This is a genomic window from Aureimonas sp. N4 (assembly GCF_001463925.1).
GTDB lineage: Bacteria > Pseudomonadota > Alphaproteobacteria > Rhizobiales > Rhizobiaceae > Aureimonas > Aureimonas ureilytica_A.
In genome coordinates this window covers 1-20,795 of sequence record NZ_BBWS01000038.1, presented here as the reverse complement: position 1 = coordinate 20,795, position 20,795 = coordinate 1, and the positions used below count along the sequence as shown (strand labels likewise).

The following is a 20,795-nucleotide window of genomic DNA, read 5'->3' as shown; positions in this document are numbered from 1 at the left end:
TTTGCCGCCTATTTTTCGCCGATGCCGAAAATGTCAACGCTTCGAGATGCAACAAAAGCGGGCTCGAAACGAGGGGCGCGATCACGCGGAGAAACGCGCCCCTTTGGCAATGCACGGCAGATCGCCGAACCGGCCGCGTCAGGGCCGCAGTGCGTCGCTGGCATTGAGGATACGCTCTTCCGCGCCGCGCCGGACGGTGACACGGCGTGGCTCGATGTCGACCACATGCCAGCCGAAAGCGTCCGCTCCCTCAGGTAGCCAAGTGTCCATGCCGGCGAATAGCGCTTTGCGCGTGTCGCCGCTCGATAGAATGCCTGCCAGAACCAGCGGTGGGGCGGCGGGTGGCGCTTCGGCTTGCACCGGCGCTTCGCTGGGCAGGCGACCCGGCCCGTCAAGCGCACGGCGCTCGGGGTCGAACGGAGGCGCGGCCATGAACGGCCCGCCGACGAGCGGCGGCCTCTGGCGGAGCAGCGCCGGCGCTTGGCCTTCACCGCTGCTGGAAGCCGGGTCGGTCAGCGCGAGCGTCGCTAGAGCGAGCGCGGTGCAGAGCGCCAAGGCGGCGCTGCGCTCGGCCGCGCCCATGCCGGCGAAGCGGCCGGGCGTCTTCGGCGCAGGGTCGGCAAATGCGCCCGCGCCATCCGTTTCGTCCACCACCGAACTCATGGCTGCTTCCCCGCCGGCACGGGCCGGATCAGCGCGACACCGGACAGGCTCGCCGTGCCCGACAGGACGATCGTCCCGTCCGCTTCGCGCCGCGAGGCCAGCGTCAGATCGTCCACCCTGAGGACGGGCGGGCGGGTTTCGATGGCGGCGAGGAAGGTTTGCAGCCCGCCTTGCGTCGCCGTGAAGGCAATGCGCGCGCGCATCGGCGCGCCGGGGCGCTCGTCCACCGGGTCCATCTCGATGCGCTCCAACCGCATCGCCTCGGAGGGCACCGCTTCGAACACCCGGCCGCTGAAGCGCCCGCCCGCCGAGGCCGTGTCCGCCGCCACGAGAAGTGGCGCGTCGGGACGCGCTGCGAGCGCGCTCACCGCCGCACGGCGCGCTTCGAGGCGCTGAAGGCGTCCGGTCAGCAGCCGCTCGGTTTCCAGCGCCGCGCGGTTGTCCCGCCAGCGGTCGAGCGGGCCGGAAAAGATCGGCGCGACGATCCAGACGAGAGCCAAAAGGATCAGAAGCGCGAGGCCGCGCCGCGCCAGCGGCGAGGCGGGAAGGCGAAGCGCGGTCATGGCTGGGAGCCCTCGCCGCCGGACGCGTCCAGCGCCCGAAGCGTGAAGGCGAGTTGGCCCGGCGCGGCGTCGCCCGGCGCGGGAGCCAAGAGCGCGCTGTCACGCAGTGCGCCGCGCGCCCTCTCCGCGCCCGCGCCTTGCAGGCCGACGGTCAGCCGATCGCCTTCGAGCTTAAGATCGGTCAGGACGGCGTCGCGTGGCAGTGTGCGGGCGAGATCGTCGAGGATCAGGGCGACCGGCGGACGCGATGCGCGCGCATCCAGAAAATCCGCGACGGCCCCGGCCGACAGCGCGGCGACGGCGGGCTTGGGCGACGCGGCGCGGGCCGCGCGAAGCGCGTCCAGTTCGGCCTCCTGCTGCCCGATCGCCAGAAAGGGCGTCGCGAGAAGGATCAGAAGCGCCGCGCCGCCCGCAAGCCTGGCGAAGGGCGAAAGCGCGGCCACGCCGGCGAGCAGGCTCGGATCGTCCACGGAGAGAAGGTCCACCGGCACCGGCCGGCCTTCCCCGTGTCCGACGCCGATCCGCACCAGCGTCAAATCCGCTTCCGCAATGGCCTCCTCCAGCGCGCGGATGCGCGGGCGGGCCAGCACGACATGCACGATGTTGAGTTCGCGCGCGTCCGTGTCCTCGGTCTCGACATACCAATCGCTGAGAATCTCGGCCGGGGCGAAGGGCATCAGCCCTTCCGCCTCGTGGCGCAGGATCGCGCCGGCATGACCGAGGGCGCGCGCCGGCAGGCGCGTGCGGCGCACGAAGCAGAGATCGCGCGGCACCGAGAGGCGCAGCGTGCGCTCGGGCGCGAGTTCGGCCAGCGCGCGCAGCCGGGCGACAAGCGCCGGGCCGCTCGCCAACGCCTCGGCCGGATCGGGCAGCGCGCCTTTGCGCGGCTCGGCCAGCGCCACGGCGGCGCGCCCATCGGGCAGGAGCACGCAGTCGATCGCCGCGCGCCGACCGGCTTTGCGCGCCCGCAGGGCGTTCGGCACCATCGCGGCCAGCTCGTCCCGCCACCAGCCGAGCGCCTCGCGCGCGCGCTCCGCGAGCGATGTCTCGGCCAGCGCCTCGTGCTTGCTCTCCTGTGCGACCACTTGCGCTTCGCCTTCGCCTGCTTGGCTTCCCTTCGGTTCGATCCGCAGTCTATCCGGCAGCCGTCTACGGATTGTTAAGCAAACTCCTGTTGTGTCGAAGAGGCCGGCGCCTTTGACCCGCCCCGCTCCCTTGTCGAGCGGGCCGGCCTTTGCCGGCGGCACGGGACGGAACGGCCATGCTGGTTTGGGGATCGAAGAAAAGGCCCGGCTCGCCCGCGCCCGACAAGCGCAAGGCCGGTCGCGCGGCCGATGCCTTGAGCGCGCTCGGCTTTCTGGAGCACCTTCAGGGCACGGGCCGGCTCGAGCCTGTGAGCGCGGACCGCGCGCGCGCCGCCCTCGCCACGCAGACCTCGCTCCCCATCGTGCTCACCGAACTCGGCCTTCTATCCGAAGCCGATCTGATCGAGGCGCTCTCCGCCTATACCGGCCTGGCCGCCGTGGACGCCGACGACCTGCCCGCCGAGCCCGTTCTGCCCGAGCAGCTGCCGGGCGACTACTGCCGCCGCGCGCGGGTTCTGGCCGTGAAAGGCGGCCCGCCCGTTTGCCTCGCGCTGGTCGATCCGTTTCAGGCCGACCTCACCGGCGCGCTCGCCTATGGCTTGGGCGGCGCGGATTTCCAGCTGATCGGCCCGAGCCAGTTCGAAGCGGCGCTGCGCCGTCTCTTCGGCGAGGACGGGGCCGAGGCGCTGGACGAGGGCGCCGAAGGCGGTCTCGGCAGCGACACGGAGCGCCTGGAGGACGCCGCGCGCCAGGCGCCCATCATCCGCCTCGCGCAGTCTCTCCTGCGCACGGCATTCGAGCTGGGCGCGTCCGACATTCATATCGAGCCGGGCGAGACCGATCTCACTGCGCGCTTTCGGGTGGACGGCGTTCTGGTGCGCCCCGAGACCCTGCCCAAAAGCGTTCATGCCGGGCTTTCGACGCGCATCAAGATCCTCGCCGAACTCAACATCGCCGAGCGCCGCCTGCCGCAGGACGGGCGCATGAAGGTGGTGGATCGCGGGCGCGAGGTGGACGTTCGCGTTTCGGTTCTCCCCACGGCGCACGGCGAAGGGCTGGTGCTGCGCCTTCTCGGCCAGTCCCGCAAGGAGGGCGGCACGGACGCGCTCGGCTTCTCGCCGGCCTTGAGCGCGCGCATCCGCGCGATGGCCGAGCGGCCGAACGGCATCTTCCTGATCACCGGCCCGACCGGCTCGGGCAAGACCACCACGCTCTACACGCTGCTCCAGGGGCTCAACACGACCGCGACCAAGATCGTGTCGGTGGAAGACCCCGTGGAATATCGCATGTCGGGCATCACGCAGGTTCAGACTCATGCGGCGATCGGGTTGGATTTCGCCGCCGCGCTGCGCTCCATCCTACGCCAGGACCCCGACATCGTGATGGTCGGCGAAATCCGCGACGGCGAAACCGCGCGCATCGCCGTGCAGGCCGCGCTGACGGGCCATCTCGTCCTTTCGACGCTGCACACGAACTCCGCCGCCGCGGCCGTCACGCGCCTCGTGGACATGGGCGTCGAGCCCTATCTTCTGGCCGCCGTGTTGAACGGCGTCGTCGCCCAGCGATTGCTCCGGCTGCTCTGCACGGATTGCCGCCAAATAGGCCCGGCAAGCCTCGCCGAGCGCGCCGTTCTGGAGCGCGCGCGCCCGGCCTTGAAGGGTGCTGGCCCGATCGCGCTCGCCCATCCCGTCGGCTGCCCCGCCTGCAACGGCACGGGTTATCGCGGGCGAACCGTGGTGGCCGAAGGGCTGGAGATCGATCGGGCCGTCTCGGCCATGATCGCGGCCGAGCGTCCCGAACGCGAGATCGAGACGGCGGCCTGCGAGCGCGGCATGCAGACGCTTCTGGACAATGGCATCGACAAGGCGCTGGCGCTGGAAACGAGCCTCGAAGAGGTGCTGCGGCATCTGGGCGGCGGGGACGCGCTGTGACCTGGTTCCGCTTCGAGGCGCTGGACGAGCGCGGGATGAAGCGTAGCGGGCGCGTCGAGGCCGATAGCCGCGCGCGGGCCACCGCCTTGGCCGGTGCGGGCGGCCTACGCGTTCTCAAAGTCGAGCCCGTCGCCCACAAGGACAGCATCTGGCAGCGCGATCTCTTCGGCACCGGCGGCGTGAAGCGCGGAGAGCTTCTGGCCTTCGTGAAGGATCTGGCGACGTTGCTCGGCGCGGAACTGACGGTAGACCGCGCGCTGCGCCTCGCCATCCGCCAATCGCCCAAAGCCCTGCGCCCGACGCTGGACAAGGTGCTCGCCGACGTTCTGTCCGGCATCTCGCTGTCGCGCGCTTTTGCCCGCCATCCCAAGATCTTCCCGCGCGAGGTCGTGGAGGTGACGGCGGCGGGCGAGCTGACCGGCACGCTGGGCAAGGTGCTCGGCGATCTCGCCGTGTCGCTGACCCGCGCCGAGGATATCCGTCGAACGGTCGTTTCGGCGCTGATCTATCCGTCGCTGCTCTTCGTGATGGCGCTCGGCATCGTCGGCCTCGTGGTGGGCGTGCTCGTGCCCTCGCTGGAGCCCTTGTTCGATCAGCCCGGCGTCGAGACACCCGGCGTTATCGCGTTAACGCGCAATCTGGAAGCGCTCGTGATCGACCATGGGCTGGCGCTGGCGCTGGGGCTCGGCGGGGCTCTGGCCGGCCTCGTCGCGCTGTGGCGTCGGCCGGGCTTTACGGACTGGCGCGAAGGCGCGCTCCTGCGCGCGCCGCTGATCGGACCCGTCCTCATCGGCATCGAGGCGGGGCGTCTGTGCCGCACGCTCGGCACGCTTCTGGGGGCTGAAGTCGGCCTGCCGGCGGCCATTGCCGCAACGCGCCCGGTCGCGCGCCGGCTCGTCTTCCGCCGCGCGCTGGAGGACGCCGCAAGGCGCATCCCGGAGGGCGCGCGCCTTGCCGCCGCCCTGTCGAAGCTCGAGCCCGTATCGCCCCTGACGCTTCAGATGATCGCGGTGGGCGAAGAGGTGAACCGCGTGCCCGACATGCTGATCCGCGCGGCGGAACTGCACGAGGAAGCCGTCGAAACCCGTATCGGCCGCCTCTTCGCCGTCATGACGCCCGTCATCACCGGGTGTCTCGGCCTATTCGTCGGCGGCCTGATCCTGTCGATCATGAGCGCGATCTTTTCCGTCAACGATCTCGCGATCCGATGAAGACCCGCCCCGGCGAAGCGGGTTTCACGCTGGTGGAGATGCTGGTGGTGCTCGCCATCATGGCGCTTGTCGCCGCCGGCTCGTCCTACGCTTTGGCCGGCAGCCGCCCGGCGCGCATGGTGGCCGCGACGGAGGATCGGCTGGTGGCCGATCTCCAGCGCACGCGGCTCGACGCCATGCGCTCGGGCCGGATGCGCAGCCTGGCCTTCGATGGCGCGGCGCGTCTCTGGCGGCGCGAGGGCGCTCAGCCTTTTCCGCTGCCGGACGGGATCACGCTGCAACTCACCACCGCGCGCGAGGCGGGGCGCGCCGGCACGGGCGAGGCGACCATCGTCTTTCTGCCGGACGGACGCTCGACGGGGGGCAAGGTCGAGATCGCCGGGGCGGGCCTGCGGCGCATGGTGGAGGTGAATTGGCTGACGGGCGCTGTGCAAAGGGCCGTGCGGTGAGCGACGCGCCTTCGCAGACAAAGGGCGAAACCGCCGTAGACGCCGGCTTTGCCTTGGCGGAGGCGCTGGTCGCCTTCGCGATCCTGTCGCTGATCACGCTTGCGATGATGCGCGCCTTTTCCGGCACGACCCTCGCCTGGGGCGCCAGCGCGGCGCACGAGGCGCAGCTCGACATCGCCGCTCGGCTGATGGAGGAAGCCCGTGCCGCCGACCCCGCAACGCCCGGTCGACACGAGGGCACGGAAGGACGCTGGGTCTGGTGGACGGAGCTCGCGCCCGTCCAGAGCGCCGGCCTTCCCGCGCCGCCCGACACGGCGAGGCTGTTCCGTTTCTCGGTTGGTGTCGGAGCCAAGGGCGAGCGCCACGCTCCGCCCCCGCTTTTATCGACGCTGATCCTCGCGCGAGATGGCGATGGCCGCTGACGAGGGCATGGAGCGCGGCGACGCCGGCACGACCGTAGTCGAGCTTCTGGTCGGGCTCGCGCTTCTGTCGCTGATCGCCTTGTTCATCGGACAGGGTGTCGGCGCGATCACGCGCATGGCCCCGCTCGCCACGCGCATCGACCGGAGCGCGGAACTGACGGCCGTGCGTGAGCATCTTCGGCGCACACTCAGCGAAACGGTGGCCGATCTCGGGCTCGTCGGCGGCGCGCCCTTCCGCGGCCAAGCCGAGACGCTGGCTTTTCTGGCGCCCGCCGATCCGCTTCTGGAAGTGGGCGGGCTGAACGAGATCACGCTGGCGCTGGAGCCCGGCGCGCAGGGCGGGCTGGATCTCGTGGAGCGCCGAGCCATCGCCTCGGGAGACTTGTCGCGCGCGGCCAGCCGCACGGTCCTGATCCCCGATGTCGCCTCTCTCCGCTTCGCCTATGGCGAGCCGGGCCCGGATGGGACCCCGCTCTGGCGCGCGGCGTGGCAGCGGGACGGCGCGCCGCCGGCTTTGGTGCGCATCGACATCGGGCTGAAGGCCGGCGATCGCCGCAGCGTCCCGACGCTCGTCGTTCACCCGATGGCCACGGCGCTGCCGCCGGACAAGCGCGCCAATCGTCAGCCGCTCGACGCCGCGCCGCGCCCGTGACGCAGCGGCAGGACCCCGACAGGTTCGATCCATTTTGAATGGTTAATGGTCGGCTAACCTATCGCTTAGCGCGTCCGCCGGCTTCTCCAAGGGCCGGTCGGCGCTCCTGGAATGATCGACATGGCACTATGGGCGCGGATCGGAACTGGGGGACGGGGCAGCACTCTGCGGCGTTCCGGCCTGACGCTTCTCGCCCTGACGCAGCTCCTCTCCGCCTGCACCACCGCCACCGCTCCGGGAACACGCACCACCGAGGTGCGCAGCGGGCTGGAGGCGACGCGCTCGCTCGGCAAGCCTCGCGCCAGCCGGCGCGAAGGCATTTTCGGCTCGTCCTTCCGCCGCGCGCCCTCCGAGGTGGTTCTCTCGGGCGGCACGGCGGGCGGCCCCGCCTCTCCGCGCCTTTACACCCAGTCCGGCGACAAGGTGACGTTGAACCTCGTGGACGTGCCGATCCGCACGGCCGCCAATGCCATCTTCGTGGAAATCCTTGGCGGGACCTTCGCCATGGGCGACAATGTGTCGGGCACGGTGACGCTGCAAACCGCGCGGCCCGTTTCGAAACAGGCGCTGGTCGACAGTTTCCAGTCCGTGCTCGCCGCCAAGGGCCTCGCGATCGCCAAGCAGGGCGACACCTATTCCATCACGTCGGACACCGACGCCATTCACACCGGCAGCGTCGGCATGTCCCGGCCGGGCGATCTTCAGGTCGGCACGGGCGCGCGCATCGTGCCGCTCAAATTCGTCTCCGCGCTCGAAATGGAGCGCATCCTGAAGCCCATTTCGCCCAATGGCGTGATGCGCGCGGACGCGACCCGCAACATCCTGATCCTGAACGGCACCAACGACCAGATCCGCTCCATGCAGGACGCGATCGAGCTGTTCGACGTGGACTGGATGCGCAACCAGTCCGCCGCGATCTTCCCGCTGTCCGGCGGCGGCGACCCGAACGCCATCGCCAAGCAGCTCGACGCCGTCTACGGCGGCGCGGAAGGACCGGCCCAGGGCACCGTGCGCTTCGTGCCGAGCCGCGAGTTGAACTCGATTCTGGTGATCGCGGCCAACCGGCGGCTGCTCGACCGGGCGCGCGACTACGTCGCCAAGTTCGACTACGTGGCCTCGGCCAACGGGCAGCAGACCTTCGTTTACAAGGTCGAGAACCGACCGGCCAAGGAACTCGCGACCATCGTTCAGGGCATGTTGTCGGGCATCGAGTCCTCCGGCGTCGCCAGCGGCATGACGGCGCTGCGCTCCAGCGTCGGGCTTCGCGATTCCGACACCGGCAGCGACGGGGCGGCGGCCGGCGCCATCAGCGGAATCGCGGCAGCCGACACGCCCGCCTTCGGCGCGGCCAAGATGGCGGTGGTGGCCGACGAGCCCAACAACGCGCTGATCGTGGTGGCCACCAAGGCGCAATACGACCGGCTCCTGCCGATCCTGACCTCGTCCGACCGCATGGCCAATCAGGTGCTGATCGAAGCCGTGATCGCGGAAGTGACGCTGAACGATCAGCTGAAATTCGGCCTGCGCTGGTTCTTCGAGCATGGGGGCGGCGGCAAGGTGAAGCTGTCGGACGCCGCCAGCGGCGCGGTCGCGGCCATCGCGCCGGGCTTCTCCTACATGCTGGCTCAGGCGAATTTCCAGGTCGTGATCAACGCGCTCGCCGCCGTCACGAACGTCAAGGTCATCTCCTCGCCGACGCTGACCGTTCTCGACAACCGCACCGCGCGCCTTCAGATCGGCGATCAGGTGCCGATCGTCACGCAGACCGCGACGGCCACCTCCGCTTCCATCGACGCGCCGATCGTCAACCGCGTCGAGATGAAGGACACGGGCGTGATCCTGTCGGTGACGCCGCGCATCAATTCCAACGGCCATGTCCTCCTCAATATCGAGCAGGAGGTGAGCGATGTCGTGCGAACGACCTCCTCTGGCATCGACTCGCCCACGATCCGCCAGCGCAAGGTCTCGACCACGGTCGCGGTGGACGATGGTCAGAGCATCGCGCTCGGCGGTCTCGTGCAGGACTCGCGCGAAAAGGGCGACGACAAGGTGCCCGTGCTCGGCGACGTGCCGGTGATCGGCGCGGCCTTCCGCAACCGAAGCGACGTGAAGAAGCGCACCGAACTCGTGATCTTCATTCGCCCCCGCGTCATGCGCAATGGCAGCGAGGCCGAGGCCGTCACCCGCGAGTTCCGCGACAATCTCGCCCGGCTCGGGCTGGAGGAAGGCCGGACCAGCACGGTCCAGCGCATCACGCGCTAGAGGCGGCCGTGATCTTGCGGCGTTCCCCGCGCTCCCCCGATACGCCGAGTCGCTCGGTGGCGGGGCGCTCGAGGTTTGTCGGTCTCCTCATGGCCTGCCTTTCGCCGCGGCCCGGAACCTGGACGGACGACGCCGAGGCCAGCGATGGTGAAGCCGGATTCGTTCTTCTGTCGGTGCTTCTCGCCACGCTCCTGTTCGTCGCGGTTGCGGCGAGCTTCGCCTTGCGCGCCCGCATCCTGACCCTGCAAACCGGGAATCTCAGCGAAATGGCGCGCGCACAGGCCGAGATCGATGGCGTCGCGCTCTATGCGGCCGATGCCTTGCGCCCGCCCAAGGTGGCAGCGCCGAGCGAGGCCGATCTCGTCGCCGCCGCGCTCTCGGGCGGGAAGGTGCAAGCCGCGCCCCTCCCCCCGCTGCCGCTGCCCGTCGATGGCACTCCCCTCACCTGCCGTCGTCCGCAGGGCGGCACGCTTACCGTGCGGGCGGTGGATCAGGGCGCGCTGATCGATCTCAACGGCGCACCCGTGCCCATGCTGCGCGAGTTTCTTCAGGCCGCCGGACTGGATAGCGAAACGGCCCGCCGGCTGGCCGACGAGATCGGCGACTTTCGCGACCCCGACGACGCGCCGCAGGAGAACGGGATCGGCGAGCGCGCGCAATATCGGCAGGCGGGCCTCGCCTGGGGGCCGGCCAACAGGCCCTTCGTGGATGTGGAGGAGATCGCGCGCCTGCCCTCCGCGACGCCGGCCTTGGTCGCGCGCCTGCGCCCGCTCTTCACCGTCGCCAATCCGCGCGCCGGCCTGGATCTGTCGCAGACACCGGGCGCAACCGCCGGACTGCTGACGGCGGACGTGCTGAAACAGCCGGCGCTCGCCCGCTGGCAGTTGGCAAGCCCGCGCACCGACTTCATGGTGGAGGCGGCGCTGCAACGCGCCGATGGCAGCGTGGCGGCCGCGCGCCGCGCCTTCCTGCGCTTCGAAGGGCCGGATGGCGGCGCGTTGCGGATCGTCAGATGGCTGCGCCCGCCCTATGAGGTTGGCGCGCCGGGGCGGGCTGAGCCATCGGACGATGCCTTTTGCGCCGGGCTGGCAACGGCCCTTCCGGCCGCGACCAACGTCAAACGATAAGCCGGTCGATCAGAAGCACGAGGCCGAGCGCCCCGGCGAGATGCGGGCCGAAGCGAAGGCGCATTCCGCCAGAGACCTGACGTCCCGCAAGCTTCAGCACCGCCACCATGCCCAGCGCCGAAAGGCAGGCGAGAAGGAGCACGAGCAGCAGGGCGCCGAGCCCCGTCCAGAGCGTCGCGGCCGCCAGAAACTTGACGTCACCCAGCCCCAGCCCGACGCGCCCGCGCCAAAGCCGGTAGGCGGCCCGCAGAAGGAGAAGAACGAGGCCCACCACAACGGCGTCGACAAGGCGTTCGGTGGCCAAGCTCGTGCCGATCTCCAGCGCGGCGAAGAGGCCGAGCGCGGCGATCGCGGCGTTGCAGGCGTTCGGAATGCGGCCCGTGCGCGCGTCCACCCAGGCGACGATGCCGAGCAGCGGCACAAGAAGCAGCCAGAACCAACCATCCGCCACGTGTCATCCCCCGATCCCCGCTTCGAAGGCGATGCGGCGCGACTGGCTTCTGGCCGCTCGCGCGCGCCGATGCAAGGCGATCCGCGCGCTTCACCAGACGCGGCCGGGCCAGCGCGGCTCGCGTGCCAAGGCGTCGAAGACCGTGTCGGCCGATACGAGCGCCAAACCGGATTGAAGTGCGCTCGCGCCGATCAGCCGATCGAACGGATCGCGATGATCCCACGCGAGGGTGGAGGCGAGGAGCGAGGCCTCGGCCGAGAGCGCCAGAAGCTGCGCGCCCTGCTCGCCGGCCAGATCGATCAGCCGGGGCAAGAAGGGGGCCATCTCCGGCCATTTCCCGAGGCGCACCTTCTGGCCGATCTCGTAAAGGCTGATCGCGCTGACGAAGACGGCCTCCGCCTCCGTCAGGGCCTGCGTGGCCGCATCGCTCAAGCGCGCGTCGCCCGTCAGCGACCAGGCCCAGGCGTGGGTGTCCAGGAGGACCGATCTCATGCCTCCCCTTCCCAGAGCGCCAGTTCCTCAGGCGTCATGGGTTCGAAGAAGTCCGGCCCGGAGCCCGCCACCTGCCCGCGAAGCAAGCCGATCGTGAAGGGGCGCTGCGGGATCGGCACGATGCGCGCCACCGGCCGCCGCCCACGCGCGATCACCACGTCCTCGCCGTTCAGCGCGGCTTCGATCAGCTTAGATAAATGCGTCTTGGCCGCATGAACGGTCACTTGCATGGCGCGCTCCTTAGTTAACTTAGCTAAGTATAGCGAGGAGGCCATGTGATTTCCATGGCGGACGCGCGTCAGCGCACGGGACGGGTGGAGTCGCGGATCACGAATTCCGGCTCCAGCCTGACGCGCGGCTCGTCCAGCGCGCGGCGGTTGAGACGGGCGAAGAGCATCTCGGTCGCGATCATGCCCTGGCGCACGCCGTCCGTGCGGATCGTGGTGAGCGAGGGCGTCAGCCAGCGCGCGAAGGGCAGATCGTCGAAGCCGACGATGGACAGATCGCCGGGCACATCGCGGTTCAGCTCGCGCGCGGCGCTGAGCAGGCCGATGGCGATCGTGTCGTTGCCCGCGAAGATCGCGGTGAGGTCGGGGCGGCGGCGCAAGAGCGCCAGCCCGGCCAGATAGCCGCTCTCGGGGCTGAACGCGCCATCCTCGATCGCGTCCTCCTCCAGTGTCAGCCCGTGCTTTCGCAAGCCGGCATCCAGCGCCCGCAGCCGCGCGTCGGCCGCCACGAAGCCGCGCGGGGCGAAGGTGATGGCGCCGATGCGGCGGTGGCCGAGGCCGACCACGTGATCCACCGCCTCACCCAACACGCCGCGCGTCCCGAAGGTCACGGAGACTTCAGCGGGGTGGCGCACCGAGCCGATCAGGACGAGAGGAAAATCGGTTTCGATCAGCGCGATCAGGGCTTCGTCGCCAGCGCGGGGATTGACCACGATCAGCCCGTCGATGCGCCGCGACTCCACGAGATTGTCATAGGTTCCGCCTCGGCTGCCGCTTTCCAGCCCTTCCACCAGAACATGGAAGCCGAGTTCGCGATTGGCCTTCTCGATCCCGTAGAGAACGCGGGTGACGAACTGGTCCACCAAAAGAATCGACGGGTCGGAAACGACGAGGCCGATCGTCTCGCTTTGGCCGCTGACCAGCATCCGCGCCGCCGAATTGGGCTTGTAGCCAAGCTCGGCCGCCGCCCTCAAGACGCGCTCGCGCGTCTCGGCGGCGATGGTGACGCTGTCGGAGCGGTTGAGCACGAGCGAAACGGTGGCGCGCGAGACCCCGGCACGGCGGGCGACATCATGGCTGGTCAGGCGTTTCGAAGCCATGCGGCGCTCCCTTTCGGCGATGCGGGGTGGTGTGACGGGAGCGCGCCGAGCAGCCTTCCCCCGCCCGAGTTATAGAGGCTCGTCAGGCGGCTTGACAAGGAAACCGCAGCGCGGCTATCCATTGCTAACACGTGTTAGCATTGATGTATTGCCAAGCTAACACGTGTGAATGTCAGGCTGTGCTGGGAGGCGAGCGTGGTGGACGCGTTGGGAGGCATGTCGCGGGCGCGGCGTCGACGCAAGGAAACCCTGACGGGCGTCCTGTTCGTCGCTCCCGCCTTTCTGGGTTTTCTTCTGTTCTATCTCCTGCCGACCATCCGCGCCGTTCAGATCAGCCTGACCGACTGGAACATGATGCGGGCGCCGAAATTCATCGGCCTCGGCAATTACGCCAAGCTTCTGAGCGACGGAAATTTCTGGCATTCGGCGGGCGTCACGCTGGCCTATGTCCTCACCAACATCCCGATCCAGACCGCGCTCGGGCTGCTTCTGGCCGTCCTGTCGGATCGTCTGGCGCGCGCCGTCTGGCTGCGCGCCGTGATCATCGCGCCCTATCTCATCTCCAATGTCGTGGCGGCCCTGATCTGGCTCCTGATGCTGGACCCGATCCTCGGCCTCGTGAACGCTTTCCTGGATGTGGTCGGCATCGGACGGCAGGGCTTCCTCGCCTCGCCCGATCAGGCGATGGTCTCGATCGCGGGCATCTCGACCTGGCGACACACGGGCCTGACCGCGCTTCTCTTCTATGCCGGGCTCCAGGCGATCCCACGCCATCTCTACGAGGCGGCCAAGCTCGAAGGGGCGGGCGAGTGGACGATGTTCCGTCGCATCACCCTGCCGCTGCTGCGGCCCGTGCTCGCCTTCGTGCTGGTGACGAGCCTCATCGGATCGTTTCAGGTCTTCGACGTGGTGGCCGTCACCACGGCGGGCGGCCCGTCCAATTCCACCCGCGTCCTGCTCTGGTACATCTACGAGAACGCCTTCCGCTTCAACAGGATGGGCTACGCCTCGGCGATCTCGGTCCTGCTCTTCGCGGTGCTGATCCTCGTCACGCTTCTTCAGATGCGCGTTCTGCGCGCCGACCGCTCGGACCTGGACTGAGGAAGGGCCCCATGAAGAAGCTCACGCCTCAGGCCGCGCTCGGCTATTTCGTTCTCGCGCTCTTCGTCTTCATTTCTCTGCTGCCGCTCTGGATGGCGCTGAAACTGGCGCTGACCAACCCGGCCGATGTCTATACCAGCGCCGGCAGTCTCCTGCCGGGCCGGTTCACCTTCGGCAACTTCCTGCGCGTGATGGGCCTGCCGTCGGATATCGAGTTGGCCGCCTTTCGCGCCTCGCCGATCGATTTCACGCTCGCGCTGCGCAACAGCCTGATCTACACGGCGCTCACCGTATCGGGGCAGATCTTCTTTTCGGCCATGGCGGGCTATGCCTTAGCCCGGATGAAATTTCCCGGCCGCGACGCGCTGTTCTTCGCCTTTCTGGCGGCGACCATGATCCCGAGCATGGTCCTCTTCATCCCGAATTTCATTCTGGTGAAGCAACTCGGCCTTCTCAATACGTTCGCCGGGCTCGCGGCGCCGACCATCCTGATGACGCCCTTCGCGGTCTTCTTCCTGCGCCAGTTCTTCCTGTCGGCGCCCAAGGAGCTGGACGAGGCGGCGCGGCTGGAAGGGGCCTCGCAGTTCCAGATCTTCTGGCGCATCGCCCTGCCGATCCAGAAAGGGCCGATCGCGACGCTCGCGATCCTGCTCTCGGTGAATTCCTGGAACGAGTTCTTCTGGCCCTTTCTGGTCGGGCGCGATCCGAGCGTTCGCGTCATGGCCGTCGCCCTGTCGGACTTCATGAGCCAGACGGGCCAGGGCAATCCGGACTGGAGCGGGCTGATGGCCGCCATCGCGCTCTCGATCCTGCCGATCATCGCGCTTCTCGTCGTCTTCGGACGCCAGATCGTGGAGTCGCTCCAGACGAGCGGCATGAAGTAACCGCGCCGCTCGAGGCGCGGAACGGACAGCTAAAAGGGGAGGATACACGCATGAACCGCTTCTGGACCGGCGCACTCGCCGCCACCACCGCGCTGACCCTGATCGGCGCGCCCGGCGCGCGCGCCGCCGACGTCACCCTGACCTACGCCATGTGGGACGCCAACCAGGCGCCGGTCTATGGAAAATGCGCGGCGAAGTTCGAGGCCGCCCATCCCGGCATCAAGATCGATATTCAGCAGGACAGCTGGAACAATTACTGGACGACGCTTTCCACCGGCTTCGTGTCGGGCACCGCGCCGGACGTCTTCGTCAACCATGTCAGCCGCTTTCCTGAATTCCTGTCGAACGGCGTCATGATGGACCTGACCGATCGCATCGCGGCCGACAAGCTGGACATGAAGGCCTATATGCCCGGCCTCGCCGAGACCTGGAACAAGGACGGCCAGCAATGGGGCCTGCCCAAGGACTGGGACACGATCGCCCTCGTCTACAACAAGAAAATGCTGGCGGAGGCCGGCCTGAAGCCCGAAGACCTCCAGAATCTCGACTGGAACCCCAAGGACGGTGGCTCGCTCCAGAAGGTCATCGCGCATCTGGCGATAGATCAGGCCGGCAAGCGTGGCGACGAGGCGGGCTTCGACAAGTCCAAGGTCGCGACCTATGGCTGGGCCACGACCACAGCGGACGGCTACGGCCAGAACCAGTGGAGCTTCCTTGCGGCCTCCGACGGCTTCCGGCCGATCGACGAGTCCTGGGGCACCCATTACAATTACGACAGCCCGGCGCTCGCCCAGACCCTCACCTGGTTGCGCGATCTCGCCTTGCAGAAGGGCGTCAGCCTCAGCCAGGAGCAGACCGGCAAACTGAACGCCACCGCCATCTTCGCCGCCAACAAGGCCGCGATCGTGCCCGATGGTTCCTGGAACATCGCCGCCTATCGCGACGCCAAGGGCACCGATGTCGGCTTCGCGCCTCTGCCCAAGGGGCCGGACGGGCGCAAGTCCATGTTCAATGGCCTCGCCGACAGCATCTATGCCGGCACGAAACACCCGGACGAAGCCTGGGAGTGGGTGAAATATCTCGGCGGCTCGGAATGCCAGACGATCGTCGGTGAAGCCGGCGTCGTCTTCCCCGCGCGCCCCGAAGGCACCAAGGCGGCCGAGGCCGCGCACAAGGCCAAGGGGCTCGACGTCTCGGCCTTCGTGGAGGTCGCAACGCCCCAGACGACCTTCCCCTTCCCGATCTCCGAACACGGCTCGGAAATCTTCGCCATCCTGACGGCGGCGGTCGAGAACGTGCTGCTCGGCCGCGGCGATCCGGCGACCGTCCTGAAGGATGCCAATGCGCAGGTGAACGGCCTGTTCTGACCAACGGAGCCGGGGCGCTGCCCCATCGCCTGTTGCCTTCCGGCCCGGCGACAAAGCGGGCCGGTCGATCTCCCGTTTTGGGCCGGCGCTCCCACCGGCTCGGAGCCGGGCGGGACACGCTCCCGCGCCCGCTCGGCTCCCTCTCCCTTTCCTCCTCCGCGACCCAAGAATTTCAAGGACACGCCATGCGACGCCCCAAGATCACGTTCATCGGAGCCGGCTCCACGGTCTTCATGAAGAACATCATCGGCGATGTCTTGCACCGCCCGGCCTTCAAGGACGCGATCATCGCGCTGATGGACGTCAACGCCGAACGCCTGGCCGAGAGCGAGATCGTCGCGGGCAAGCTGGTGAGGGCGCTCGGCGCCAGCGCCACGATCGAAACCCATAGCGACCGCCGCCAGTCGCTGGAGAAGGCCGATTTCGTGGTGGTCGCCTTCCAGATCGGCGGCTACGAGCCCTGCACGGTCACCGACTTCGAAATCCCCAAGCAGTTCGGGCTGCGACAGACCATCGCCGATACGCTCGGCGTCGGCGGTATCATGCGGGGCCTGCGCACCGTGCCTCATCTCTGGGCCATCTGCGCCGATATGATGGAGGTCTGCCCCGAGGCGATCCTTCTGCAATACGTCAACCCGATGGCGATCAACACCTGGGCCATCGCGGAGAAATTCCCCGCCATCCGGCAGATCGGGCTTTGCCATTCCGTGCAGCACACGGCCGCCGAGCTGGCGCGCGATCTCGACATTCCCGTTTCCGAGCTGCGCTATCGCGCCGCCGGCATCAACCATATGGCCTTCTATCTGAAGTTCGAACGCAAGCTGCCGGACGGCTCGTTCCGCGATCTCTATCCCGATCTTCTGGAGGGCTACCGCGCGGGCCGCATCCCGAAGCCCTCCAGCTGGAACGCGCGCTGCCCGAACAAAGTGCGCTACGACATGTTCACGCGGCTGGGCTACTTCGTCACCGAAAGCTCCGAGCATTTCGCCGAGTACACGCCCTGGTTCATCAAGGAGGGGCGCGAGGACCTGATCCGGAAATACGAGATTCCGCTGGACGAATACCCCAAGCGCTGCGTGGAGCAGATCGCCCGCTGGAAGGGCGAGTCGGCCGCTCTCACCGGCTCCGACACGATCGAGGTGAAGGAGAGCCATGAATATGCCTCCTCCATCATGAACTCGGTCTGGACCGGCGAGCCCTCGGTCATCTACGGGAACTTGCGCAACAATGGCTGCATCACCTCGCTGCCTGACAATTGCGCCGCCGAAGTGCCCTGCCTCGTGGACGCCAACGGCATTCAGCCGACCTATATCGGCGAATTGCCGGTGCAGCTTACCGCCCTCGTGCGCACCAATATCAACGTGCAGGAGCTGACGGTGAAGGCGCTGATGACGGAAAACCGCCAGCATATCTACCACGCCGCGATGATGGACCCGCACACGGGCGCCGAACTCGACCTCGACCAGATCTGGAGCCTCGTGGACAAGCTCACCGCAGCCCATGGCGAGTGGCTGCCCGAATGGGCGCGCGCCTGACACGAGCGGTATGAGCGACCCGGCGGCCCCGCAGCGGGCCACCGGGCGGTGACGAAAGCGGCCCCTGCCAGCGAGGCGATAGACACCATGTCCTTTCTCAAGATCGAACAGGTCCGCAAGCGCTTCGGCGCGGTGGAAACCATCAAGGGCGTGTCCTTCGAGGCGGCGAAGGGCGAGTTCGTGGTGTTCGTCGGCCCGTCCGGCTGCGGCAAGTCCACGCTCCTACGCATGATCTCGGGGCTGGAGGAAACCACCGACGGGCGCATCCTGATCGACGGCGAAGACCTGACCCATGCCGACCCGGCCGAGCGGCACGTCGCCATGGTGTTTCAGTCCTATGCGCTGTTTCCGCATATGTCGGTCTACGACAACATCGCGTTCGGTATGCAGATCAACAAGGTGCCCAAGGCCGAAATCCAGGCGCGCGTCATGGAGGCCGCGCGCATTCTGCAGATCGAGCCGCTTCTCGCCCGTCGCCCCAAGCAGCTGTCGGGCGGCCAGCGCCAGCGCGTCGCGATCGGCCGCGCCATCGTGAGGAAGCCCAAGCTCTTCCTGTTCGACGAGCCGCTTTCCAATCTCGACGCCGAGCTTCGCACGCAGATGCGCGTCGAGATCGCCAAGCTTCACCGCGAGATCGGCGCGACCATGATCTATGTCACGCATGATCAGGTCGAGGCCATGACGCTCGCCGACCGTATCGTGGTGCTGCGCAACGGCGAGGTCGAGCAGGTCGGCTCGCCCACCGAGCTTTACGACAACCCCGCCAATCTCTTCGTCGCCGGTTTCATCGGCAATCCGCGAATGAGCTTTCTGGATGGGGTCGTGGAATCCGCCTTAAGCGGCGCGGCGCGCATCGCCTCCCCTGCCTTTGCAGCGCCGCAGACGATCACCGGCCCCTTCGAGCGCGCGCTGGTGCCGGGAGAGAGCGTCACGCTCGGCCTTCGCCCCGAGGCCTTGCGTATCGACGCCGGCGCGCCGGTGCTGACGGCCAAGGTCGAGATCACCGAAAATCTCGGCGGCTCGACCCTGATCCACGCACGCACGGGCGATGGGCGCGCGCTGACCCTGGCGACGCCCGACCGCGCGGCCGCCCGCGAAGGCAGCCTTCTTCCCCTCGCCTTCGCCGCCGCACCTCATCTGTTCGGTGCGGACGGCAAACGCCTGTCGGCCGGTATCGGCTGACGATCGAGCGACGAGTTCTACGCGTCAGGCGGCAGCGCCGATCGTCCGGCTGTGGTGACGCCAGTCGCGCGGGGTGCAGCCGTAGATGCGGCGGAAGGCGCGGTTGAAATTGCAGACCTGATCGAAGCCGACTGATAGGGCGATTTCGCTGATCAGCCTGACGTCGCCGGGATCGGCGAGGGCAGCGGTCGCCATTTGCAGGCGTACGCGCGTGACATAGGCCGAGATGCCCTCGCCATCCGAAAAGGCGCGGTAGAGCGTGGCGCGGGAGACCTTCGACATGGCCGCAATGCGCGCGACGTCGAGATCGGCCTCGCGGAAACGCTGCTGGATGATCCAGCGGACCTCGGTGCGCAAACGCGACAGATGGGCTTCCTCGCTGAGCGAAACCGTACCCGTCGAATTCAGGAGCGACAGGAAAGCGCCCGTCAGCCCGTCCCCCAGATGGGCGCCGGTTTCGTCACTGGCATCGGGAAGCTGCTGGAGAAGCGAGGTGACCTGCCGCACGACGGGAGCGGCGTCCTTGCCCGCCATGACAAGCCCGTGCAGGCCGTCGATACGAGGGACGAGGCGCTGAATGTCCTTCCGGTTGAACACCAGAGTGACGTAATGGGCATTGGTCGAGTTATGCGTGTAGGGTGCGCTGAGATCGCCGAACAGAACAGAGTTGGGGCCGGCCTTGTAGGAGCCGACCGCCGTCTCGCCGTGGACCCGACCCGCCAGACTGACCCCCAAGCTGATGCCATCCATCCCATCCGACCGGATCAGTTGCGATGTCCGCGTGTAGGTCTGGCCGGTCATCCGCGCCTCTTGCAGAACCATGCTGCCGAGTTGGTAGGACCGGATATGGGAATAGAACTCGCCCGATGGCTTGTCGGTCTGCATCATCTTGGCCATGGACGGCCAGGCCCGCTCGCGCCACGCCTCGTAACGCTCCTTGAGGGCCACACCCTGGGTGGTGAACGTCTGGAACCGCATGGAGTCTCTGGCACCGCACTGTCGCGCCCTCGAAAAGGCAAAGCTCTTTCACCTGCCATCGCTCGGCGCGACACTCAAGCCTCGAGGTATCACAAGCGCGCCTTTTCGGCGCGCATCCTTGACGGATGCCATGCGCCGAACCTGCATCCGGCTGACCGATATCGCGGGGTTGCTTGAAACGGCGTGCTTGTTGGCCGGGAACAGGTTGGGGTTGATGCGTGTTGGACTGGCATCATCGATGTTAAGGAGGTCCTGAAATGGCCTATATCGAAGCCAAGGACGGCACACAGCTTCACGTGAAGGACATGGGCCAGGGTCGCCCAGTCGTGCTGATCCACGGCTGGCCGCTGACCGGCGACATGTTCGAGTATCAGACCGTCGCGCTTCTGGAAGCGGGCTTTCGCGTCATCACCTATGACCGGCGCGGCTTCGGCCAGTCGGGCCATCCCGCCACGGGCTATACCTACGACGTCTTCGCCGACGATCTTGCCGCCGTTCTGGACGGGCTCGATCTGAAGGATGTCTCACTGGTCGGCTTCTCCATGGGCGGCGGCGAAATCGCGCGCTATCTCAGCCGCCACGGCGCGTCGCGCATTTCCAAGGCGGTTCTGGTCGCTTCGGTCGCCGGCTATCTCCTGAAGGATGAGAGCAATCCGGACGGCGTGGACGCCAGCGTCTTCGAGGACATGAAGGCCCAGATCCGAAAGGATCGCTTCGCCTTCCTCCAGAGCTTTTCCAAGAGCTTCTACGGCGTCGGGCTTCTGTCCCACCCTGTCAGCCAAGGCGTTCTCGACTGGTCCTTCGTGCTCGGCGTGATGGCGAGCCCCAAGGCGACGATCGACTGCGTGGATGCTTTCGGCAAGACCGACTTCCGCCCCGACTTCAAGGCCTTCACCATTCCGACGCTGGTGATCCACGGCACGGGTGACAACACGGTGCCGATCGACCCGACGGGCCGAGCCGCCGCCAAGGCCATTTCGGGCGCGCGTCTGGTGGAATACGAGGGCGAACCGCACGGGCTTTTCGCCACCGTGCCGGATCGGCTGAACAAGGATCTGCTGGACTTCCTGCGCTAAGCGCAGATCGCAGGTCGGATCGAGGCGGGTCGCTCGC

General features: G+C 67.9%; 21 protein-coding genes. 13 read left to right on the top strand and 8 right to left on the bottom strand.

Going from position 1 to position 20,795, the window contains the following annotated elements; translation table 11 throughout:
* Positions 1-138: 138 nt before the first annotated feature.
* The 3 genes from AUL28_RS11440 to AUL28_RS11430 are packed head-to-tail and all read right to left on the bottom strand — an operon-like array spanning position 139 to position 2,311.
* Entirely contained in the window at positions 139-663 is a 525-nt protein-coding gene (locus AUL28_RS11440; RefSeq protein WP_062232552.1) for a hypothetical protein, read from the bottom strand.
* The gene (gspM, locus tag AUL28_RS11435) at positions 660-1,226 is read right to left on the bottom strand and encodes a type II secretion system protein GspM (protein ID WP_062232550.1); all 567 of its coding nucleotides are present in this window, start codon (positions 1,224-1,226) and stop codon (positions 660-662) included. The genes AUL28_RS11440 and gspM overlap by 4 nt, the downstream gene beginning before the upstream one ends.
* Positions 1,223-2,311, bottom strand: coding sequence for a hypothetical protein (locus AUL28_RS11430; protein WP_062232549.1), 1,089 nt, complete (start codon positions 2,309-2,311; stop codon positions 1,223-1,225). Before AUL28_RS11430 ends, gspM begins: the two co-directional genes overlap by 4 nt.
* A gap of 176 nt (positions 2,312-2,487) precedes the next feature.
* Here AUL28_RS11430 and AUL28_RS11425 point away from each other — a divergent pair, with 176 nt between their 5' ends.
* From AUL28_RS11425 to AUL28_RS11395, 7 genes are all read left to right on the top strand, one after another.
* Positions 2,488-4,242, top strand: coding sequence for a GspE/PulE family protein (locus AUL28_RS11425; protein WP_062232547.1), 1,755 nt, complete (start codon positions 2,488-2,490; stop codon positions 4,240-4,242).
* Complete coding sequence (locus AUL28_RS11420) at positions 4,239-5,453, top strand: type II secretion system F family protein (RefSeq protein ID WP_244493497.1); 1,215 nt, start codon at positions 4,239-4,241, stop codon at positions 5,451-5,453. The genes AUL28_RS11425 and AUL28_RS11420 overlap by 4 nt, the downstream gene beginning before the upstream one ends.
* Positions 5,450-5,902, top strand: a complete 453-nt coding sequence (locus tag AUL28_RS11415; protein WP_062232545.1) for a GspH/FimT family pseudopilin — start codon at positions 5,450-5,452, stop codon at positions 5,900-5,902. The genes AUL28_RS11420 and AUL28_RS11415 overlap by 4 nt, the downstream gene beginning before the upstream one ends.
* Positions 5,899-6,324: a PulJ/GspJ family protein gene (locus AUL28_RS11410; protein WP_062232543.1), complete on the top strand. Its 426-nt coding sequence runs from the start codon at positions 5,899-5,901 to the stop codon at positions 6,322-6,324. The genes AUL28_RS11415 and AUL28_RS11410 overlap by 4 nt, the downstream gene beginning before the upstream one ends.
* Positions 6,314-6,976 carry a hypothetical protein gene (locus AUL28_RS11405; RefSeq protein ID WP_062219023.1) on the top strand — a complete coding sequence of 221 codons (663 nt, stop codon included), beginning with the start codon at positions 6,314-6,316 and terminating at the stop codon, positions 6,974-6,976. The genes AUL28_RS11410 and AUL28_RS11405 overlap by 11 nt, the downstream gene beginning before the upstream one ends.
* Before the next feature lie 120 nt (positions 6,977-7,096).
* Positions 7,097-9,238: a type II secretion system secretin GspD gene (gene gspD / locus AUL28_RS11400; RefSeq protein ID WP_192843444.1), complete on the top strand. Its 2,142-nt coding sequence runs from the start codon at positions 7,097-7,099 to the stop codon at positions 9,236-9,238.
* Between the two features lie 89 nt (positions 9,239-9,327).
* Entirely contained in the window at positions 9,328-10,365 is a 1,038-nt protein-coding gene (locus AUL28_RS11395; protein ID WP_062232539.1) for a general secretion pathway protein GspK, read from the top strand.
* On the opposite strand, the gene AUL28_RS11390 is transcribed toward AUL28_RS11395, so the two are convergent.
* From AUL28_RS11390 to AUL28_RS11375, 4 genes are all read right to left on the bottom strand, one after another.
* Positions 10,355-10,816 carry a prepilin peptidase gene (locus tag AUL28_RS11390; protein ID WP_062232537.1) on the bottom strand — a complete coding sequence of 154 codons (462 nt, stop codon included), beginning with the start codon at positions 10,814-10,816 and terminating at the stop codon, positions 10,355-10,357. The two genes, AUL28_RS11395 and AUL28_RS11390, sit on opposite strands and share 11 nt — an antisense overlap.
* A gap of 90 nt (positions 10,817-10,906) precedes the next feature.
* Complete coding sequence (locus AUL28_RS11385; protein ID WP_062232535.1) at positions 10,907-11,308, bottom strand: type II toxin-antitoxin system VapC family toxin; 402 nt, start codon at positions 11,306-11,308, stop codon at positions 10,907-10,909.
* Positions 11,305-11,538: a type II toxin-antitoxin system Phd/YefM family antitoxin gene (locus tag AUL28_RS11380; RefSeq protein ID WP_058598749.1), complete on the bottom strand. Its 234-nt coding sequence runs from the start codon at positions 11,536-11,538 to the stop codon at positions 11,305-11,307. The genes AUL28_RS11385 and AUL28_RS11380 overlap by 4 nt, the downstream gene beginning before the upstream one ends.
* Positions 11,539-11,606: 68 nt before the next feature.
* The gene (locus AUL28_RS11375) at positions 11,607-12,635 is read right to left on the bottom strand and encodes a LacI family DNA-binding transcriptional regulator (protein ID WP_062232533.1); all 1,029 of its coding nucleotides are present in this window, start codon (positions 12,633-12,635) and stop codon (positions 11,607-11,609) included.
* Positions 12,636-12,833: 198 nt separating this feature from the next.
* On the opposite strand from AUL28_RS11375, the gene AUL28_RS11370 reads away from it, so the two are divergent.
* From AUL28_RS11370 to AUL28_RS11350, 5 genes are all read left to right on the top strand, one after another.
* Positions 12,834-13,736, top strand: coding sequence for a carbohydrate ABC transporter permease (locus AUL28_RS11370; RefSeq protein ID WP_244493496.1), 903 nt, complete (start codon positions 12,834-12,836; stop codon positions 13,734-13,736).
* A gap of 11 nt (positions 13,737-13,747) precedes the next feature.
* Positions 13,748-14,620: a carbohydrate ABC transporter permease gene (locus tag AUL28_RS11365; protein WP_062232529.1), complete on the top strand. Its 873-nt coding sequence runs from the start codon at positions 13,748-13,750 to the stop codon at positions 14,618-14,620.
* A 50-nt stretch (positions 14,621-14,670) separates the two neighbouring features.
* Positions 14,671-15,987 carry an ABC transporter substrate-binding protein gene (locus AUL28_RS11360; protein WP_062232527.1) on the top strand — a complete coding sequence of 439 codons (1,317 nt, stop codon included), beginning with the start codon at positions 14,671-14,673 and terminating at the stop codon, positions 15,985-15,987.
* A 185-nt stretch (positions 15,988-16,172) separates the two neighbouring features.
* Positions 16,173-17,522 carry an alpha-glucosidase/alpha-galactosidase gene (locus AUL28_RS11355; protein WP_062232525.1) on the top strand — a complete coding sequence of 450 codons (1,350 nt, stop codon included), beginning with the start codon at positions 16,173-16,175 and terminating at the stop codon, positions 17,520-17,522.
* 87 nt (positions 17,523-17,609) lie between these two features.
* On the top strand, positions 17,610-18,704 hold the full coding sequence (locus AUL28_RS11350) for an ABC transporter ATP-binding protein (RefSeq protein WP_062232524.1): 1,095 nt from the start codon (positions 17,610-17,612) through the stop codon (positions 18,702-18,704).
* A gap of 24 nt (positions 18,705-18,728) precedes the next feature.
* Here the strand turns inward: AUL28_RS11350 and AUL28_RS11345 are convergent, their stop codons facing one another.
* Positions 18,729-19,682: an AraC family transcriptional regulator gene (locus tag AUL28_RS11345; protein WP_062232522.1), complete on the bottom strand. Its 954-nt coding sequence runs from the start codon at positions 19,680-19,682 to the stop codon at positions 18,729-18,731.
* 257 nt (positions 19,683-19,939) lie between these two features.
* On the opposite strand from AUL28_RS11345, the gene AUL28_RS11340 reads away from it, so the two are divergent.
* On the top strand, positions 19,940-20,758 hold the full coding sequence (locus AUL28_RS11340) for an alpha/beta fold hydrolase (RefSeq protein ID WP_062232520.1): 819 nt from the start codon (positions 19,940-19,942) through the stop codon (positions 20,756-20,758).
* The last annotated feature ends 37 nt before the right edge of the window (positions 20,759-20,795 follow it).

What these genes read in the sequence shown, in the direction of transcription:
- AUL28_RS11405 (WP_062219023.1), top strand. Translation starts at nt 6,314, where the DNA reads ATGGCCGCTGACGAGGGCATGGAGCGCGGCGACGCCGGCACGACCGTA.
- AUL28_RS11375 (WP_062232533.1), bottom strand. Translation starts at nt 12,635, where the DNA reads ATGGCTTCGAAACGCCTGACCAGCCATGATGTCGCCCGCCGTGCCGGG.
- gspD (WP_192843444.1), top strand. Translation starts at nt 7,097, where the DNA reads ATGGCACTATGGGCGCGGATCGGAACTGGGGGACGGGGCAGCACTCTG.
- AUL28_RS11425 (WP_062232547.1), top strand. Translation starts at nt 2,488, where the DNA reads ATGCTGGTTTGGGGATCGAAGAAAAGGCCCGGCTCGCCCGCGCCCGAC.
- AUL28_RS11360 (WP_062232527.1), top strand. Translation starts at nt 14,671, where the DNA reads ATGAACCGCTTCTGGACCGGCGCACTCGCCGCCACCACCGCGCTGACC.
- AUL28_RS11380 (WP_058598749.1), bottom strand. Translation starts at nt 11,538, where the DNA reads ATGCAAGTGACCGTTCATGCGGCCAAGACGCATTTATCTAAGCTGATC.
- AUL28_RS11440 (WP_062232552.1), bottom strand. Translation starts at nt 663, where the DNA reads ATGAGTTCGGTGGTGGACGAAACGGATGGCGCGGGCGCATTTGCCGAC.
- AUL28_RS11340 (WP_062232520.1), top strand. Translation starts at nt 19,940, where the DNA reads ATGGCCTATATCGAAGCCAAGGACGGCACACAGCTTCACGTGAAGGAC.
- AUL28_RS11345 (WP_062232522.1), bottom strand. Translation starts at nt 19,682, where the DNA reads ATGCGGTTCCAGACGTTCACCACCCAGGGTGTGGCCCTCAAGGAGCGT.
- AUL28_RS11365 (WP_062232529.1), top strand. Translation starts at nt 13,748, where the DNA reads ATGAAGAAGCTCACGCCTCAGGCCGCGCTCGGCTATTTCGTTCTCGCG.
- AUL28_RS11355 (WP_062232525.1), top strand. Translation starts at nt 16,173, where the DNA reads ATGCGACGCCCCAAGATCACGTTCATCGGAGCCGGCTCCACGGTCTTC.
- AUL28_RS11395 (WP_062232539.1), top strand. Translation starts at nt 9,328, where the DNA reads ATGGCCTGCCTTTCGCCGCGGCCCGGAACCTGGACGGACGACGCCGAG.
- gspM (WP_062232550.1), bottom strand. Translation starts at nt 1,226, where the DNA reads ATGACCGCGCTTCGCCTTCCCGCCTCGCCGCTGGCGCGGCGCGGCCTC.
- AUL28_RS11385 (WP_062232535.1), bottom strand. Translation starts at nt 11,308, where the DNA reads ATGAGATCGGTCCTCCTGGACACCCACGCCTGGGCCTGGTCGCTGACG.
- AUL28_RS11415 (WP_062232545.1), top strand. Translation starts at nt 5,450, where the DNA reads ATGAAGACCCGCCCCGGCGAAGCGGGTTTCACGCTGGTGGAGATGCTG.
- AUL28_RS11350 (WP_062232524.1), top strand. Translation starts at nt 17,610, where the DNA reads ATGTCCTTTCTCAAGATCGAACAGGTCCGCAAGCGCTTCGGCGCGGTG.